Here is a 15,252-nt window from a genome sequence, read left to right on the forward strand (position 1 = left end):
GTTTCTGAAAGGAGGGCGTCGACGAACCGCTCAGGCTGGTGTTCCCGGAACGGTTGGCTGAGTGTCGGGGCGTTCGCCAGGCCCGCCGTCGCGAAGCTGCTCGTACGCGCTGACGGTCGTCGCGAGCACGTACACCGTGATGGTCGCACTGACGACCTGAGCCAGCACGCCTCCGACGATGCCGAGCAGGGCGACTGGCAGGGCGAACGCCGCCGTGACGACGGCACCGGTCACGAAGACGGCGACACCGAGGCCGAACAGCCGAAGCCGGTTGCCGCGGGTGAGCTGCCAGCTGCTGCGAAAGCCCTCGAGCGCGTTCTGGTCCTCGACGGCGACGAAGACGGCCCAGTAGTAGAGGCTGACGAGCAGGAATAGCCCCGGAACGACGAACAGGACGGTTCCGAAGGCGACGATCAGCCCGAACGCGATGCCGCCGAGGATCACGTTGAGCGTCGCCCAGCCGACGTTTCGACGCACGAACGCGTCGGGGATCGTCTCCGTTTCGCCCGCGGCGAACGTGCGCAGAGCGACGATCGCGGCGACGACGGTGGCGATAGCGACGATGATCGAGAGCAATCCGGCGAACGCCCCGCCGAACCCGACGGTCGGCACTACTGGTTCACCAGCGTCGAGTCGCATCGGCGATAGAAGGACGCTCGCGATCGAGAGGATGGCGAAGACGGCGACGAACCGCAGTCCGTTTCGAGTCGTGGTGCGCTTGAACCCATCAGTCATTGTGTCGATAATAGGAATTCCCATACGACTAGTAGGCGCTCGAGCAGCATATACTAGTACTCAGACATGTGTCTGGAAGTCAGACAGTTTTCGCTAGCTCGGGTCCCCTTCCCCAGACCATAGGATAGTTCTCCAGCTCGAGTGGACTCGGCCAAAATAACTGAGCGCGACTCAACCGACCGAACCTGCCGCTCGTTCGACACCCGAGTCCTCTACAAAAGAAACGCAACCGAACCCGGCCTAGAGCACGTACTCGCCGGCGACGTCCTGGGGCGTGATGACCTCGATCTCGCCGGCCTCTTCGAGTTCCTGGACGTGTCCCAGGGTGGCCTCGAGTTCGCCGACGCCGCCGTCGAACCGGACGAACGAGATGGCGGTGATGCCGCCGAGTTCGGCCGTTGTCTCGAGGGCCTCGCGGGCCTCGTCGCCGTCGGGGTGGACGAGACGCGGGCACAGCGCGGCGTTCGTGAGGTAGCCGTTGACGGGGTAACCGCCCGTGAAGCCGAGTTCGTGGTTCGCCTCGACGGCCTCGATCGCCTCGTCGTTGTACGCACCGCCCGGGTAGGCGACGTACTCGGCGTCGTAGCCCTCGTCTTCGAGCCAGGTGGCGGCTTCTTCGATTTCGCTCGCGGGCGTCCGATCGCCTTCGAGGGCCGTTAGGTCGTTGCCGAGAGCGCCGTAGCTCCCGATGGTCCAGCCGGCGTCGGCGAGTTCGGCAACCTGGTCTGCGGTGAGGCGGTCGCCCTCGTCGTCCTCGGAGGCACGGAGACGGGATGGGGGGACGAACGCCGTCGCGGAGTAGCCGTACTCCTCGAGGAGGGGCATGGCCTCAGTGAGGTGAGATTCGTAGCCGCCGTCGAACTGGAGGAGGACGGTCGGGTCGGGCTTGGGAACGAAGTGGAGGTCGTCGATCCAGGCCTCGGTCGTACCGTCGCCGACCCAGATTGAGATGTGGATCTCAGTGATCGCGCTCAGGTCGGGGTCGCCGTTGATGTACTCGACGCCAAAGTTCACGTGACGGATGGACATGCCGTGGGTCCGCTGGCGGTAGACCACCTTGTCGCGGGTCTCGTCGTAGAGCTGGATGCCGACGTTGACCGTCGAGTGGGAGGCCACGGCCAGTCCGGGCGTGATCTCGGACACGTCGAGGGGTTCGTCGAGTTCGCGCGCGATGCGAACCTGGGACTCTTCTTCGCTCGCCTCGAGGAGGACGGACTGGGAGCCGACGACCGAGTAGTCGGTGTAGGGGGTTGCCGAGCCGGAGACGACCTGCCAGTCGGAGAGGTCTTCGAAGTCGTCGAAGGTTTCGGCTTCCGTCGGCACGTCGCCGTCGCCGTTGCCCTCTCCGTTGCCGTCGCCGTTGCCCTCTCCGTTGCCGTCGCCGTTCCCGTTGCCGTTACCATCGCCGTTCCCGGTTTCGTTGCCGTCCGGGTCGCTCGAGTTGCTGTCGTTTCCTCGCGGTTCGTCGGTCTCACCAAAGCCCATACAACCGCCGAGGGTCAGTGCGCCTGCCGTTGCGAGATAGGTACGTCGCTTCATTGCGCCGACAGGGGGTACGACGGGAGATGGGGATTGTTATGAACCGGTTGGCGCCACCGTAGGTCACCACTTCCGAACGGTTTCGCGGCAAACTCACCCGCTCGAATCGAGCCGCTATCCGGAGAAATCGCCCGGTAACGAGGGTAGGAGGGCGTTACCGGTGGCCGGTCGCGTGCCGACTCCCTACTCGGAGTCCGTCGAGCGCTTCTCCTTCTCGAGTACGCGAACGTGCTCGATTCGCGTGGCAGGGTACTGACCGTCTGCGTCCTTTTCGACGGCCTTGACCATGTCCCAGACGACGTTCAGCCCCGTCGTCACGCCCTCGAGGGCCTCCATCTCGCAGCCAGTTTTTCCCGTCGTCTCGACGGTGACCTCGAGTTCGAGTGCGGCCGATACGGGTTCGCCGTCGGCTGGACCGTTCCTCTCGTCTCTCCCGTCCACGTCGTCTTCCCCAACCGATCCGCCCCGTTCGTCCGCCCCATCCTCGAGGAATCGAAACGCCGTGTCGACGTTCGTGATCGGGATCTGGTGGCACATCGGAATCGTCTCCCAGGTGTGTTTGACCGCCTGGATCGCCCCGACGCGCGCGGTCGCGAGCACGTCACCCTTGCTCACTTCGTCCGCACGGATCGCCTCGAGCGTCGATTCTCGAAGCCGGATTTCGCCGATGGCGACGGCCCGCCGTCGAGTGTCAGGTTTGGCTCCCACGTCGACCATCTGGACGTCACCGTCGTCGGTCGTGTGGGTGAGGTCGCTCGCCGTCGAGTCGCTCCGGTCGGTGTCCACGGTATCCGGTCGATCCTCACTCATCGTCCTCACCCCATATCGCCGCCGGAATCGCCTCGAGCAGGTCCGACGCGACCAGTCCGAGGTCGTGACGACGCGCGACGCGCTCGCCGGCGCGGCCGTTGACGTACGCGGCGGCCGTCGCGGCCTCGAGGGGGTCGGCGTGTTCGAGCAACCCCGCCGTAATTCCCGACAGGAGGTCGCCGGTGCCACCGACGGCCATCGCCGGTGTCCCAGCACGGCTGATGCGGGTCGTCTCGCCGTCGGAGATTACGTCCGCCGCCCCCTTCGCGAGGACGACGTGGCCCAACTCCGCCGCGAAGGCTTCGATCTCGTCCGTGACTGCCCGGAGGTCGTCGGCCTCGGGTCCGCCCATCCCCGCGAGTTCGCGCCGATTGGGCGTACAGACCAGCGTCGCCTCGGTCTCGAGGCCGGGCACGACCTCGAGAGCGTCCGCGTCGACGACGGCCGGGCCGGTGTAGGCCTCGAGAAATCGCCGGGCAGCCTCAAGGGTCTCCTCGGCGGTGCCCAGGCCGGGTCCGAGGACGACCACGTCGTCGTGGCGCTCGGCCGTCTCGACGAGGCCCTCGACCTGGTCGGGCGTCAGCACCTCGCCCTCGTAGGGCTGGACGATCAGGTCCTCGGCGTACCCCTGGATCTCTCCGGCGACCGTATCGGGCGCGGCGACGAACGCGAGTTCCATGCCCGCCCGGAGCGCGGCCTGGGCGGCGAGCGCCGGCGCGCCGGTGTAGGGGCCACCACCGATGACGAACGCCCGACCCGTCCGATCTTCTGGCCGAGCGAGGTCGACGTCTCCGGGCCCGGCGAATCGCTCTGCGGCCGCCGGAATGCCGATGTCGGCGACCTCGACCGTCGCCTCGAGGCCCTCGAGCCCCGGTTTGGTATCGTGGAAGGTGACGACGTGGTCGGCCGCGACGCCGTTGTCGGTGTGCTCGCCCGCGTCGGCGTCGAACCCGGAGGGGACGTCGACGCTCACCACCGTCGCGTCGGCCGCGTTGATCGCCCGAGCGGCCGAGGCCGCAGGTTCGCGGAGGTCGCCGCTGATCCCGGTGCCGAGCATCGCGTCGACGATCACGTCGCAGTCGGGCAGCGAAAACGATCGCGAGTCGATGACCGGCTCGACGTCGTACTCGCCTCGCTCGAGCGCCTCCCAGTTCGCTCGCGCGATGTCGGTCCCGATAGCCTCCGGTCGACCAAGCAACAGCGTCGTCAGGTCGTAGTCCTCGAGGAAGCGGACGGCCACGAGGGCGTCCCCGCCGTTGTTTCCGCGGCCGGCGACCACGACGACCCGCGTGCCGGGGTCGGCGACGCGCTCGACGGCTCGAGCGACGGCGTTCCCGCTCGATTCCATGAGTTGTCGGCGCGGGACGCCCAACGCGGCGGCGTTCTCGTCGACGGCGGCCATCCGTTCGCCAGTGATCATGCTCGGGCCTTCGCCGTCCGGGCCGTTGAAGATTGCGGGGTTCGGGTGAGGAGTCGCCGATTGCCGGAGGAATCGAGATTCGGCTGACGAACCGCCGGCCGCTGGAGAGAACGGACTTCGGGTTGCGAGTCGTCGGGGTCGCTTGTGGTGGGCGTAACGCGGCCTGCGAGACGCTTAGGTCCCTCGAGCCCTACCGTCACCCGTGAACGTCTTCTGGCTCGACGAGGACCCGCGCCTGGCGGCTCGCTATCACTGCGACGAGCACGTCAACAAGCTGTTGCTCGAGGCCGCACAGGTGCTGTGCACGGCGGCCCGGGAGAACGGCTACGACGGCGACGACGAGTTCCTCTACGCCTCGACGCACGCGAACCACCCGGTCACGCGGTGGGCGACCGAGTCGGAAGCCAACTGGCGTCGCCTCCGTGACCACGCCGAAGCACTCAACGCGGAGTTTCGCGAGCGCTACGAAAAGCGCGAGGACCACGCCAGCTGGGCCGTCGTCCAGCAAATCGATCCCGACCTGATCGACTTCCCGAGCGTAGAGCCGACCCCGCGACCACAGGCGATGCCCGAGGCGTACAGACGTGACGACCCCGTCGACGCCTACCGGGCGTACTACGCGGCCGAGAAGGCGCCCTGGGCCACCTGGGCCCACACCGAACGCCCGCCCTGGCTCGCCGAACTCGAGGCGAACGACGGGGACGCGTAACCGTCAGTACCGAATCTCGAACCCGTTCTCGCCCTGGGGCTCCTCGTACTCGACGTCGACGTCCCTGACGTCGGCCGCTGGGCTGCCCTCGTGACACCACTCGACCATCGACTCGACGGCCGCCTCGGGGCCCTCGAAGACCGCCTCGACGCGGCCGTCGTCGAGGTTTTTGACCCAGCCGTCGACGCCCGCCTCTCGAGCCGTGTCTCTGGTCGTCGCTCGATAGTAGACGCCCTGCACCGTCCCGGAGACGAAGACGTGGGCTCGCGTACTGTCGTCGGTGCGTTCGTTCGTCATACGCGAGCAGTGGCTCGCGACGAGCAAAAAGGCACTCCCGAAAGGGGCTTGGGGTTGGAAAGGGGGGAGGCGAGGGGTGACTCGCGGGCCACCCGACGGGCGGACATCAACGCCCGGGTAGGGTGACCCGCGTACTACAGTGGTCGACGATTAGCTACATGTGGGTTCTTCCAAAATTATTTGGCCCATGTGAACACAGGACGGAGAGCCGCTGTTCGACGACTCCGACTCGCCGCCGAACGGCCGGTCGCCGCCCTCGGCAACGTACACAGCGATCCGTCCAGGTTCGACCAACCTATATCCGCTCGTCCGTCGAAATCGACCTATGGGTATCATCGACCGGTTCGAAACCGAGTACCTCGACGTCTCGAGCAGCCGTGCGACCGCGCGCGACATCGTCGAACTCGTCGTCGGGTCGGTGGTCTTCGTCGCACTCGCCTGGCTGTTCGTCTCTACGTTCATCGGCGACGCGGCTGCGCTGGGCGTCGCGGTGATTCTGGGAGTCCTCTTCACCATCACGATCCTGTCGCAGGCCTACTGGGGGCTCACCGGGCGGTCGGATTACCGCGAGGACGATGGCTGAACGTCGTCTCCCGCGACGTCACCGGGTCGGAACCCCGTCTTCGGGACGCGGGTCCGGCTCGCCTGCCGTCCCCGTCTCGCGTCCGGGGACGGCCGACACCCGCCGGAAGACGGCTTCCGGGTCGCGGTTCCACTGCCAGTGCCAGCGCGTCTTCAGGACACACCACAGTTTTCGTGCCGTCGACAGTGACGGCTCGGCGTTCAACACGTCGTACCCTCGAGCGCGGATGAGCACGTGATGTTCGGCGTACAGCACGGCCGCGAGCAAGACCGGAAGCTGACAGTCCTCGGGGAGATACTGGATGCCCGCGACGCCCTCCCGGTACAGCGACTCCGTCCGACGAAGCTCCTGGGCCATCGCCGTCGCGAACGCGTCGGTCATCTCGAGGCGCTCGACCTGCTCTTCGGTGACCCCGTGGGCCGCGAGCGTCTCGAGGGGCAGGTAGATGCGGTCACGCTCGAGGACGTCCTCACGAACGTCCCGCAGGAAGTTCGTCATCTGGAACGCTTCGCCGAGTTTGATCGCGTGGGGGAGGGCCGCCTCCGGATCCTCAGGGTCCATGATCGCCGTCATCATCACGCCGACGGCGGCCGCCGACCCGCGCATGTACGCCTCGAGGTCGGCGTAGGTGTCGTACCGACTGGTGTGGATGTCGGATTTCATCGCGTCGACGAACGCGTCGACCTCGGCGTCGCTGATCCCGTATCGCTCCCGGAGGCCGTTGAAGGCAATGAGGACCGGATCGTCGGTGAGCTGTTCGCCCAGCGCCTGCGCGCGAAGGGTCTCGAGGCGGGCGGCCTGCGTCTCGGACGGAACGCCCGAGGCGTCGTCGACGACCTCGTCGGCGATTCGGAAGAAGCCGTAGAGCACGTGCGTCGACTCCCGGACGCGTCGCGGCAGGAAGCGCGTCGCGAGATAGAACGTCTTCCCGGTTCGTCGCTGGATTTCCTTGCCGGCGTGTACGTGTTCTTGATCCATATGAATCCCCTCGTCGACCGATTCGACACCGATCCGATACTATACTGTCCGGCAGAAGCGTACAAAAAGGGAATCCCTCACTAGGTTAAGTTTCGCTCGAGAAAGTATTTGGGGGCTGGCCAGTAACGACGACACTGTGACGCGATTCGCCCTCCAGGTTATCGTCGTGGTCGCCCTGATCGCCCTCGCAGGGTGTAACGGCTTCGCTGCGAGCCCGTTCGAGGACTCGAGTCCCAATCGCGAGACCTACGGTGTCGAGGAGCCGCTAGACCCCGAGGAGATCGAGACCGAGTTCGACGAGAACGCGACCCCGCCTGGTATTCCGAACAACGAGTCCGGATCGGTTGACGTCGATCGACTGAGTAGGACTCACGCCGACGCAACCCAAGGAACGACCTATCGTCAGCACATCCGGAGCGTCATTACCCTCGAGAACGGGACGACGCTGATCGACAATCACGCTTCGCTGGCGGCCGACCCTGCAGCGGGCACCTTCCACGCCACGGAACGCTTCGCAGGCCGATTTCCGACACAGCACCCACCATCGCGTTTCGGTTTCCCCCTCGACGGGCTGACAGCGGCAGAACAGTGGGTCACCCGGTCTCCGGAGTTCGAACAGGTCGGGACGCTCGAGTACGCGAACGGATCGACGCGATACGAGCGCATTCGATCCGGGTTCGTCGGCTACTACAGGACGCAACAATCCATGATTCGCCTCGCCGAGAACGTCTCCGTGGAGCGACTCGAGGATGACGGTGACCGCTACTATCGGCTCTCCTCTGAGACGCCCCGATACGACAACTACCTCGAGGACGAACCCTTCGAATTCGAGGCCTACGTGGACAGCGAGGGCGTCATCGTCTACGCCGCCATCGAGGGAACGATGCGCCTCGAGGACTCGCCGATCGGACAGCGGTCCGACGAGGAAGAACGCGAGGGTCGGACGATCACCGTTCAGGAAATCGCCACCACGACGGACATCAACGAGACGGACCTCGAGGAACCTGACTGGGTCGAGACGGCGCGGGAGGAGGCTCCTGACCGGGAAGACAGGCTCGAACCTGGCGACGCCGAAGGCGAATCAGTAGAACGAGACGGCGACGACGCTCCTGAGAATAGGACTGGCGACTAACTCGAGCAGAGTACCGACCGAACAGCACTGACGACTGACGCTCGCCCAGCGCGTCTACACTTCGTCCTCAAGCAACTCCTCGGCCAGCATCGGCAGGAACGTCCCGATGTCGGTGACCATGCCGATCGCCTGGGCGCTCCCGCGATCGAGCAACTGGGTGACGGTGGCCGGGTTGATGTCGACGCAGACAGTCTTCGTCGTCGACGGCAGGCAGTTGCCGACGGCCACGGAGTGGAGCAGCGTCGAGAGCATCAATACGAGGTCCGCGCGCTGGGCCTGCTCGCGGATCGCGTCCTGGGCCTCGATCGAATCCGTGATCGTGTCCGGGAGCGGGCCGTCGTCCCGGATCGACCCCGCGAGCACGTAGGGGACATCGTTGGCCACGCACTCGTACATGACGCCGCTGTCGACGATGCCCGCGTCGACGGCCGCCTCGATCCCTCCGGAGCGGCCGATCTCGCTGATCGTGTAGATGTGGTGCTTGTGCCCCTTCCGCGGGTGCTCGAGCGTCTCCGTGTCGACGCCGAGGGAGGTCCCGTAGAGGTCGCGCTCGAGATCGTGGACCGCGAACCCGTTGCCCGCACTCAGCGCGTTGACGTATCCCTCGCGGACTAGGTCAGCGAGGGCCTCCCGCCCCCCGGCGTGGACGATAGCGGGGCCACAGACGACGAGCACGTTGCCATCGCTCTCGGCCACGTCGCGCATCTCGTCGGCAATCTCCTCGATCAGGGACTTCGAGGGACGCTCGCTCGAGACGCCGCCCTGCATGAACCCGAAGGCGCTGCCTTTCCCGCGTGGGCGTTCCGGGGGGTCGACGCGAATGCCGGTTTCCCCCGTAACGACGAGGTCGCTCTCCTCGATGGCGTTGAGGACGCGCGTCCGCACGCGCACCTCGTCGGCCTCGTCCTCGGCGCGGGTGACGACCAGCGCACAGTCCATCTCGACGTTCTCGACGGGAATCCACTCGCCGTCGACGCGGACCTCGGTCGGGTGGTTCGTCGTCGAGTAGAAGTCGATCGGCACCACCTGGTCGGCGGGCGCCGGTTCGAGCGTCGCGTCGCGCGGATCGGCGACGGTCGCGCCGTTCTGGTTGAGTTCGTGGAGGATCGCCCGGAGGTCGGCCTCGCTTTCGGCGCTGACGGCCATCCGGCAGTAGGACTCCGCGTGTTTGTGTCGACCCACTTCGAACGCCTCGACGTCGAACTCGCCACCGAGGTCCATCACGGCCCCGAAACATCGGGCCATCGTCCCGGAGTCGATGATGTGCCCCTCGAGTTCGACGGTACGACTGACGGTCATTGGTCGGTCTTGGTTCCGGGGGACCGTGAATCTGTGTTTGACATCCTCCCCGCGCTAAAGCGCAAGAATTCCACCGTGGGGGTTCGGCTACGCCGATTCCCCGGCGGTAACTTGCGGGTGTGTATGCTCCTCGTTGGGACGGTGAGCGCGTGGTGACGCCGACCATCGGTGGTCGTCCCACTTGAGGCATACGGGCCGTGCCATCGGCCGTGGTACGTTTCCTTCGTGCCGTCGGAGGAACGTCTCCGACGCCGTGAGGTCCGCGTGGCCCTCGAAGCCACACGGACAGGTGAGCGTGTCTTTGTGTCGAGTCGTGTCCTCCGTTGAGCCGCACTGGGGACACGTCTGCGAGGTCCACGCTTCGGGGCGGACTTCGACGACGATGCCGTACTCCTCGGCGGTACACGCCAGCCGGTCGATAAACGCGCGGAATGCCCAGAAGTTGTGCGTCTTCTGGTTCGCCCGCACCGACCAGTGCGTTTCCAATACGTCGGTGAGGTCGCCGACGTACACGGTGGAAACACCTTCCCCGTACAACCGATCGAAGAGGTCGCGGGCAAGTGCGTCCATGGCGTGGTCGCGTCGTCGCGTCCGTCGGCGGTACAGCCGTCGAATCCGCTTCGACGTGTACCGGCCCTCTTCGCGCTTCACCTTCGATTGGTGGTCCGCGATTCGGCGGGTCGTCTCGCGGAACCGCTCGAACAGGTTGCGCCCCTTGTAAAGATACTGCTGGCCGGTCGTGGTTGTACAGGCGACGATGTTGTTTGCGCCAATATCCAGAGCAGCCGTCTCGTCGGCTAATGGTGAGTCCTGTCGAGAAACATTCGTGGTGACAGGTTGAATGGCCCTGAATTGGCCGCTCAACTCGTCGTAGTACAGTTCCAGCCGGCCTTGGTCGTCCGACCACTTCGGCTTCCCACGAACGCCGAGTGTGAGGCGTTCGCGGTAGCCCATGTCGTACTCATCCTTGAGGTCGCTGCCGACCGTGATTTCGATGGTCGAGCGGTCGCCCCACCGGAGCGTGTACTGGTCGTTGCGAATATACGTCCGCAACTCCCGCCCTTCTTCCTCGTTGCCCCAGTACCCCGGCAGGCCGTTGGCTTCCCCCTTCTCTTTCAGGGCAAAGAACGACCGCCACGCTTCGGTGTTCTTGCGAATCACCTGTTGGGCGGTGGCACTTCCGAGGACACCGACGTACTGTTTGCGGTAGTCCTCGGTATCCCACACCGACTTGTCGATGTCGGGGTCGGTGAAGTTCTGCCGGCGCTGGTAGGTGATTTGGTTCCACAGCGAGGCAGAGGCGTCCAACAGCCTGTGAAGCAGTTCTTCGTCGGCGTCGGAGCGCGGGACGACGGTAAAGGAGTTAACGCGCCTCATGCAGTCCACCTCCCGTCTTGCTTGTCCTTCTGCTCGCGGATGTACTGCTTGACGGCGTCTTTCGAGACGCTGCCGGCAGTCCCGACATAGTACGAGCGCGTCCACTTGATACGGTCGTTGGACCGCTCATTGTACCACCGGGCGGAAATTCCCTTCACCCAGTTGACGATGAGTGACGGGGCGTTCTTCGGCGGACTGCCGATGAAGAGGTGGACGTGGTCAGGCATGATTTCGGCTTCGACCAGTTCGAGGTCTTTGTCGTCGCAGATTTCTTCGAAGATGGAGTGAAGCCGGTCGGCGGCGGCACCCGTGAGACGCTGCTCCCGGTACTTCGGGATGAATACTACGTGGTAGTAGAGGTCATAGACAGCGTGACGGGTGCTCTTCACTATGCATGTATACCATAGTTAGCATGGGCGGTAAGTGCTTCGGTCGAACCCCAGCCCTGCCATCGTTGGTGGACTGTGTGGCCGGAGTGTCCGGCTGATCCCACCCAGAAGGGCAAGGCTTGCACTCGAAAGCCATGTCATTCACTTGCTGTGCATGCTAACCCGGATGATTCACTCGCCGTCCACGCTGACCCGGATTCGGCTTTACCCTCCTCCCCACCGACTCGAGCGACCGCTTCCCGCCGTGCTGAAGGCTGTTAGCCGACGACTACCAAAGTCCCGCGAGAGCGAAGGTCGCCCATGGTCTCGGACCGCGAACTGGTCGACAAGTGGCGAACGCACGTGTTTCGACCCGCAGCAGACGAGGTCAGGGCGCTCCTCGAGCGATTCCCCGACCGCCGGTCGCTCACCGTCCCGTTCGACCGCTGCGGGACCGACTACCGTTTTTCGGCGCCGCTGCTCGAACAACCCGACCGGACCCTCGAGGCCGGGCGGGCGGCCCTCGGCGAGTTCGCCGAGGAACTCGGGGCGCGGGAGGGGCGGATTCACCCGGACGACCGGGTCTACCTGCGGGTGACCGGGGCCCCGACGAGCGTCCGCCACTCGCTGTCGGACCTCGGGACGGACCACCTCAACCGGCTCGTGACCGTCGAGGGGACCGTCGCCGACGTGGACGCGCCCGGCCCGCGGGTCGCCGTCGCTGGTTTCCGCTGTGACCACTGCGAGGAACTCGTCTCGGTCCGCCAGCCGGGACGATTCCTGCGTCGACCGGGGCGCTGTCGTCACTGTAACGCGAACGGGCCATTCACGCTCGAGCCGGATCGAGCGACCTGCGTCGACGCCCAGACCATCGCCATCAGCGACGACGACCGGACGCTCGCCGTCGAACTCGAACACGACCTCGTCGACGCCTTCTCAATCGGCGAGGAAATCGAACTCGTCGCCATCCCCAGGGCGCGACTCGACGGCGAGACGACGACCGGCACACTCGAACTCGAGGCCGTGAGCGCCGACCCCGAGGACGAAAACCCGGCGCTAGCGCCCTGAACGCGAGAGCAGAACGGATTTACGTCGCGGGCCACTTGGCTCGAGTATGGATTACGAAGCGAGCCTCGAGCGCGCGATGGAGAATGTCCCCGACATCGGCGGGGACGACGACCGACTGCAGATTCCCGACGCCCAGCCCCAGAAGGACGGTGCCTTCACCCGGTTTACCAACCTCGGCGAGATCGCGGACGTCCTCTCGCGAGAGACCGACCACCTCCACCGGTTCGTCCAGCGCGAACTCGGGACGAACGGAAAACTGGCCGACGGCCGCGGCCGGTACAACGGTTCGTTCTCCGGCCAGGACTTCGACGCCGCGATCGACGCCTACGTCGAGGAGTACGTCCGCTGTTCGGAGTGTGGCCTGCCCGACACGCGACTCGTCCGCGAGGACCGCACCCCGATGCTCCGGTGTGACGCCTGCGGGGCGTTCCGCCCGGTGACGAAGCGCTCTTCGAGCGCCCAGCAACAGACCCAGCGCGAGGCCGTCGAGGAAGGCCAGACCTACACCGTCGAGATTACGGGTACGGGTCGCAAGGGCGACGGAGTCGCTGAGAAGGGCGAGTACACAATCTTCGTCCCCGGTGCGAGCGAGGGCGACGTCGTCGACATCTACATCAAGAACATCTCGGGCAACCTGGCATTCGCTCGAATCGACTGACCCTCGAGTTCGCTCGGTTCGGTCAGATGCTACTCTTTGTAATTGGACACGAGCCTTGAGCCGACAGTATTTGGTAGGAGAACTTGTCAGTCGGCTATCGATGTGAGACGTGGCGAACCGGCCTATTTGACGCAAGAACTGCACAACCAAGGCACGGTTCACTCGGAAACGTCGTCATCGTCGAAGACGGAGACTCGTTCCTGCTACGTCTAGTCGGTACCGCTCGCTCCTGTTCGAGAGGCGCGAGGCGGACGTGAACGTTGAACCACCAGCAAAAACGAAAATCGACTCCCTGTTCAGTAGAACCGCCGGTAGGCCACGAACAGACCACCGATGACGGCAATACCGGCGACGCCTGCTGCGGCGGCAGCGGTCGTCGAAATCGGGAGCAGCGAGTCGTCGTCCTCACCCTCCTCGAGGAACGAGCGGACCTCGTCTTCGTTGATCGAGGGGAACTCGCGGTCCCACTCGCCGGGCAGGTTGACGGTCGTGTCTTCCCCGACCTGGCGCTGCTCGCGAACCTCGGCCTCGTCGGCGTCCTCGCCGACGAATCCTTCGACAGTGACGTACATCGTCGTCGTCGCGTTCTCGGTCTCGCCGTGGACCGCCGTGATCGTGAGGCCGTTCTCGGTCTCGAAGGGGACGCCCTCGAGTTCGGTCATGTTGCCGAACGCCGCGGCCGTCTCGAACTCGGCTTCCTCCTCGGTGATCGACATCGTCGCCTTCGTCGTCTCGAACTCGGCAGCGCGGAAGTTCTCGATGGCAGCGGTGACTTCCTCGCCGATCATCGGATCCTGTTCTGCCATTTGCTCGTACTCGTCGAGGATGCGCTCGAGCAACTCGTCGTCCTTGGCGGCGTAGTCGTAGACGATGTTGACGTCGCCGTCGACCGTCTCGGCCTCGAAGGAGAGCGTCGTCTCCGCGAGGAACTGCTCGACGTCGCGCTCCTCGAGTCCGTCGACGTAGTCTCCCCAGTTCTCGGCGTCGGCCGAGGAACTGAACTCCAGACTCGTCTCGTTCGGCGCCTGGGTCATCGAGAGGTCGTATTCGGTCGTCTGGACGAGGTCCGCTTCCTTCTGAGCCTCGATCATCTGCCGGGCCTCGTCGAACTGGTCGGCGAGCTCGTCGTCGACGTCGTCGAGTGATTCGGCGATCTCGATGACGCCCAGGACGACCTGGTCGTAGTTGTGGATCTCGGTGTTCCAGTCGATGACGACCGTCGAGCCGTCCTGCTCGGCGGAGAACTGGATTTCTTCGATGTGCAACTCGGCGAGGCGGTCGGCGATCGCTCGCGCCTCAGTTTCGTCGAGGTCGAGTTCGGGATCGTTCTGGAGTTCCATCGCGATCATGTCGGCAACCTGGTCGCTAATGCCGGTGAAGGTAACCGAATACTCGAGGTCGACCGTCGCCGACTCGCCGCTGTCGTCGTAGCTGTATGACTCGAGCGTGAGGTCGTAGTCCCCGCCGAAGTTCATCGCGACGGACTGGAACTGGCGGTCGAGGGCAGCGCGTGCGTCCTCCTCGGTGGCCCAGTTGTCCTGCTCGTAGTCGCTGAGCGCTCGCGTTTCGCTCACCGAGAGGTCGTACTGGTCGTCGCTCTGGGTAAGCGTCATGTCGATAGTGGAGTCACCCTCTCCAGCGGGGGTCCCACTGTCGACGGTCATCGTCCCCGAGGATTCGAACGTCGTCGCGGTGGTTCTGGTCTGTGCGGAGATGTCGACCGATTCCTCCGTTTCGACGTAGTTACTCTCGTTGATCACCATCGCGAGGTTGGCGTTCGCCGAGTAGGTCGTTCGAGACTGCTCGAGGTTGACGTCGGCACTGAACTCCTCGTAGGCGTCGACGTCTCGGAACGTGAGGTCGGCCGCACTCGTGACCGACTCGGGGGACATCCGGAACGAGGCGTCCCCGACCATGCCGAGTTCCTCGCTAGCGTTCTCGTCCATCTCGGTGAAGTCGGCGCCGTAGAGGGCGTGCATGAGTCCCGTCTGGGTCTCGATACCGAACGTACCGGAGACGGCCTCTGCGTCGGAATCGTCCGAGGTATCCTCGTAGACGAGGACGGCGTCGCCGTTCTCGGAGACGTAGACTTCGTCCGCTTCGTCGGGGTCCGCGTCGAATTCTTCCTGCGTCGACGCGCCCGTAGACTGCGTCGCCGCGATCGCCGTCGCTCCCAGACTCGCGACGAGAAAGAGCGACAGCACCAGTGCACCAATTTGTTTCTTGCGCATCATACCTACTGGTAAGGTGGACACTTCATACGCATAATAGTTTCTGTG

15 protein-coding genes are annotated in these 15,252 nt (G+C 65.0%); 5 read left to right on the plus strand and 10 right to left on the minus strand.

Annotated features, from left to right (window positions below):
• Window positions 1-30: 30 nt before the first annotated feature.
• From AC6I65_RS03670 to AC6I65_RS03685, 4 genes are all read right to left on the minus strand, one after another.
• A complete protein-coding gene (locus AC6I65_RS03670) occupies window positions 31-759 on the minus strand; it encodes a DUF7847 domain-containing protein (protein WP_497902718.1) in 729 nt (242 codons plus the stop codon).
• Window positions 760-975: 216 nt separating this feature from the next.
• A complete protein-coding gene (locus tag AC6I65_RS03675) occupies window positions 976-2,274 on the minus strand; it encodes a polysaccharide deacetylase family protein (RefSeq protein ID WP_497902719.1) in 1,299 nt (432 codons plus the stop codon).
• A 183-nt stretch (window positions 2,275-2,457) separates the two neighbouring features.
• The gene (locus AC6I65_RS03680; RefSeq protein ID WP_497902720.1) at window positions 2,458-3,084 is read right to left on the minus strand and encodes a cyclic pyranopterin monophosphate synthase MoaC; all 627 of its coding nucleotides are present in this window, start codon (window positions 3,082-3,084) and stop codon (window positions 2,458-2,460) included.
• Entirely contained in the window at window positions 3,077-4,504 is a 1,428-nt protein-coding gene (locus tag AC6I65_RS03685) for an NAD(P)H-hydrate dehydratase (RefSeq protein ID WP_497902721.1), read from the minus strand. Before AC6I65_RS03685 ends, AC6I65_RS03680 begins: the two co-directional genes overlap by 8 nt.
• A gap of 202 nt (window positions 4,505-4,706) precedes the next feature.
• On the opposite strand from AC6I65_RS03685, the gene AC6I65_RS03690 reads away from it, so the two are divergent.
• A complete protein-coding gene (locus AC6I65_RS03690) occupies window positions 4,707-5,213 on the plus strand; it encodes a hypothetical protein (RefSeq protein ID WP_497902722.1) in 507 nt (168 codons plus the stop codon).
• 3 nt (window positions 5,214-5,216) lie between these two features.
• On the opposite strand, the gene AC6I65_RS03695 is transcribed toward AC6I65_RS03690, so the two are convergent.
• Entirely contained in the window at window positions 5,217-5,510 is a 294-nt protein-coding gene (locus AC6I65_RS03695) for an acylphosphatase (RefSeq protein WP_497902723.1), read from the minus strand.
• A gap of 325 nt (window positions 5,511-5,835) precedes the next feature.
• Here AC6I65_RS03695 and AC6I65_RS03700 point away from each other — a divergent pair, with 325 nt between their 5' ends.
• On the plus strand, window positions 5,836-6,093 hold the full coding sequence (locus AC6I65_RS03700) for a hypothetical protein (protein WP_497902724.1): 258 nt from the start codon (window positions 5,836-5,838) through the stop codon (window positions 6,091-6,093).
• Window positions 6,094-6,111: 18 nt separating this feature from the next.
• Here AC6I65_RS03700 and AC6I65_RS03705 read toward each other — a convergent pair whose 3' ends face one another.
• Entirely contained in the window at window positions 6,112-7,071 is a 960-nt protein-coding gene (locus tag AC6I65_RS03705) for a phytoene/squalene synthase family protein (protein WP_497902725.1), read from the minus strand.
• Window positions 7,072-7,207: 136 nt separating this feature from the next.
• Here AC6I65_RS03705 and AC6I65_RS03710 point away from each other — a divergent pair, with 136 nt between their 5' ends.
• A complete protein-coding gene (locus tag AC6I65_RS03710) occupies window positions 7,208-8,203 on the plus strand; it encodes a hypothetical protein (RefSeq protein WP_497902726.1) in 996 nt (331 codons plus the stop codon).
• A gap of 54 nt (window positions 8,204-8,257) precedes the next feature.
• Here AC6I65_RS03710 and AC6I65_RS03715 read toward each other — a convergent pair whose 3' ends face one another.
• The 3 genes from AC6I65_RS03715 to tnpA all read right to left on the minus strand — a co-directional run bounded on the left by AC6I65_RS03715 (window position 8,258) and on the right by tnpA (window position 11,271).
• A complete protein-coding gene (locus tag AC6I65_RS03715; protein WP_497902727.1) occupies window positions 8,258-9,502 on the minus strand; it encodes an ornithine cyclodeaminase, nickel-pincer nucleotide-dependent in 1,245 nt (414 codons plus the stop codon).
• 87 nt (window positions 9,503-9,589) lie between these two features.
• A complete protein-coding gene (locus AC6I65_RS03720) occupies window positions 9,590-10,879 on the minus strand; it encodes an RNA-guided endonuclease InsQ/TnpB family protein (RefSeq protein ID WP_497902728.1) in 1,290 nt (429 codons plus the stop codon).
• Entirely contained in the window at window positions 10,876-11,271 is a 396-nt protein-coding gene (tnpA, locus tag AC6I65_RS03725) for an IS200/IS605 family transposase (protein ID WP_254159641.1), read from the minus strand. The genes AC6I65_RS03720 and tnpA overlap by 4 nt, the downstream gene beginning before the upstream one ends.
• A gap of 297 nt (window positions 11,272-11,568) precedes the next feature.
• Between tnpA and AC6I65_RS03730 the strand changes: the two genes are divergently transcribed.
• Together AC6I65_RS03730 and AC6I65_RS03735 are read left to right on the plus strand one after the other, a co-directional pair.
• Entirely contained in the window at window positions 11,569-12,315 is a 747-nt protein-coding gene (locus AC6I65_RS03730; protein ID WP_497902729.1) for a hypothetical protein, read from the plus strand.
• Between the two features lie 46 nt (window positions 12,316-12,361).
• Window positions 12,362-12,973, plus strand: a complete 612-nt coding sequence (locus AC6I65_RS03735; protein ID WP_254159643.1) for a translation initiation factor IF-2 subunit beta — start codon at window positions 12,362-12,364, stop codon at window positions 12,971-12,973.
• 296 nt (window positions 12,974-13,269) lie between these two features.
• Here AC6I65_RS03735 and AC6I65_RS03740 read toward each other — a convergent pair whose 3' ends face one another.
• Complete coding sequence (locus AC6I65_RS03740; protein ID WP_497902730.1) at window positions 13,270-15,207, minus strand: hypothetical protein; 1,938 nt, start codon at window positions 15,205-15,207, stop codon at window positions 13,270-13,272.
• Window positions 15,208-15,252 lie beyond the last annotated feature (45 nt).

This window comes from Natronosalvus sp. KLKA75 (assembly GCF_059736265.1).

What these genes read in the sequence shown, in the direction of transcription:
- AC6I65_RS03670 (WP_497902718.1), bottom strand. Translation starts at nt 759, where the DNA reads ATGGGAATTCCTATTATCGACACAATGACTGATGGGTTCAAGCGCACC.
- AC6I65_RS03675 (WP_497902719.1), bottom strand. Translation starts at nt 2,274, where the DNA reads ATGAAGCGACGTACCTATCTCGCAACGGCAGGCGCACTGACCCTCGGC.
- AC6I65_RS03680 (WP_497902720.1), bottom strand. Translation starts at nt 3,084, where the DNA reads ATGAGTGAGGATCGACCGGATACCGTGGACACCGACCGGAGCGACTCG.
- AC6I65_RS03685 (WP_497902721.1), bottom strand. Translation starts at nt 4,504, where the DNA reads ATGATCACTGGCGAACGGATGGCCGCCGTCGACGAGAACGCCGCCGCG.
- AC6I65_RS03695 (WP_497902723.1), bottom strand. Translation starts at nt 5,510, where the DNA reads ATGACGAACGAACGCACCGACGACAGTACGCGAGCCCACGTCTTCGTC.
- AC6I65_RS03700 (WP_497902724.1), top strand. Translation starts at nt 5,836, where the DNA reads ATGGGTATCATCGACCGGTTCGAAACCGAGTACCTCGACGTCTCGAGC.
- AC6I65_RS03705 (WP_497902725.1), bottom strand. Translation starts at nt 7,071, where the DNA reads ATGGATCAAGAACACGTACACGCCGGCAAGGAAATCCAGCGACGAACC.
- AC6I65_RS03715 (WP_497902727.1), bottom strand. Translation starts at nt 9,502, where the DNA reads ATGACCGTCAGTCGTACCGTCGAACTCGAGGGGCACATCATCGACTCC.
- AC6I65_RS03720 (WP_497902728.1), bottom strand. Translation starts at nt 10,879, where the DNA reads ATGAGGCGCGTTAACTCCTTTACCGTCGTCCCGCGCTCCGACGCCGAC.
- AC6I65_RS03730 (WP_497902729.1), top strand. Translation starts at nt 11,569, where the DNA reads ATGGTCTCGGACCGCGAACTGGTCGACAAGTGGCGAACGCACGTGTTT.
- AC6I65_RS03735 (WP_254159643.1), top strand. Translation starts at nt 12,362, where the DNA reads ATGGATTACGAAGCGAGCCTCGAGCGCGCGATGGAGAATGTCCCCGAC.
- AC6I65_RS03740 (WP_497902730.1), bottom strand. Translation starts at nt 15,207, where the DNA reads ATGATGCGCAAGAAACAAATTGGTGCACTGGTGCTGTCGCTCTTTCTC.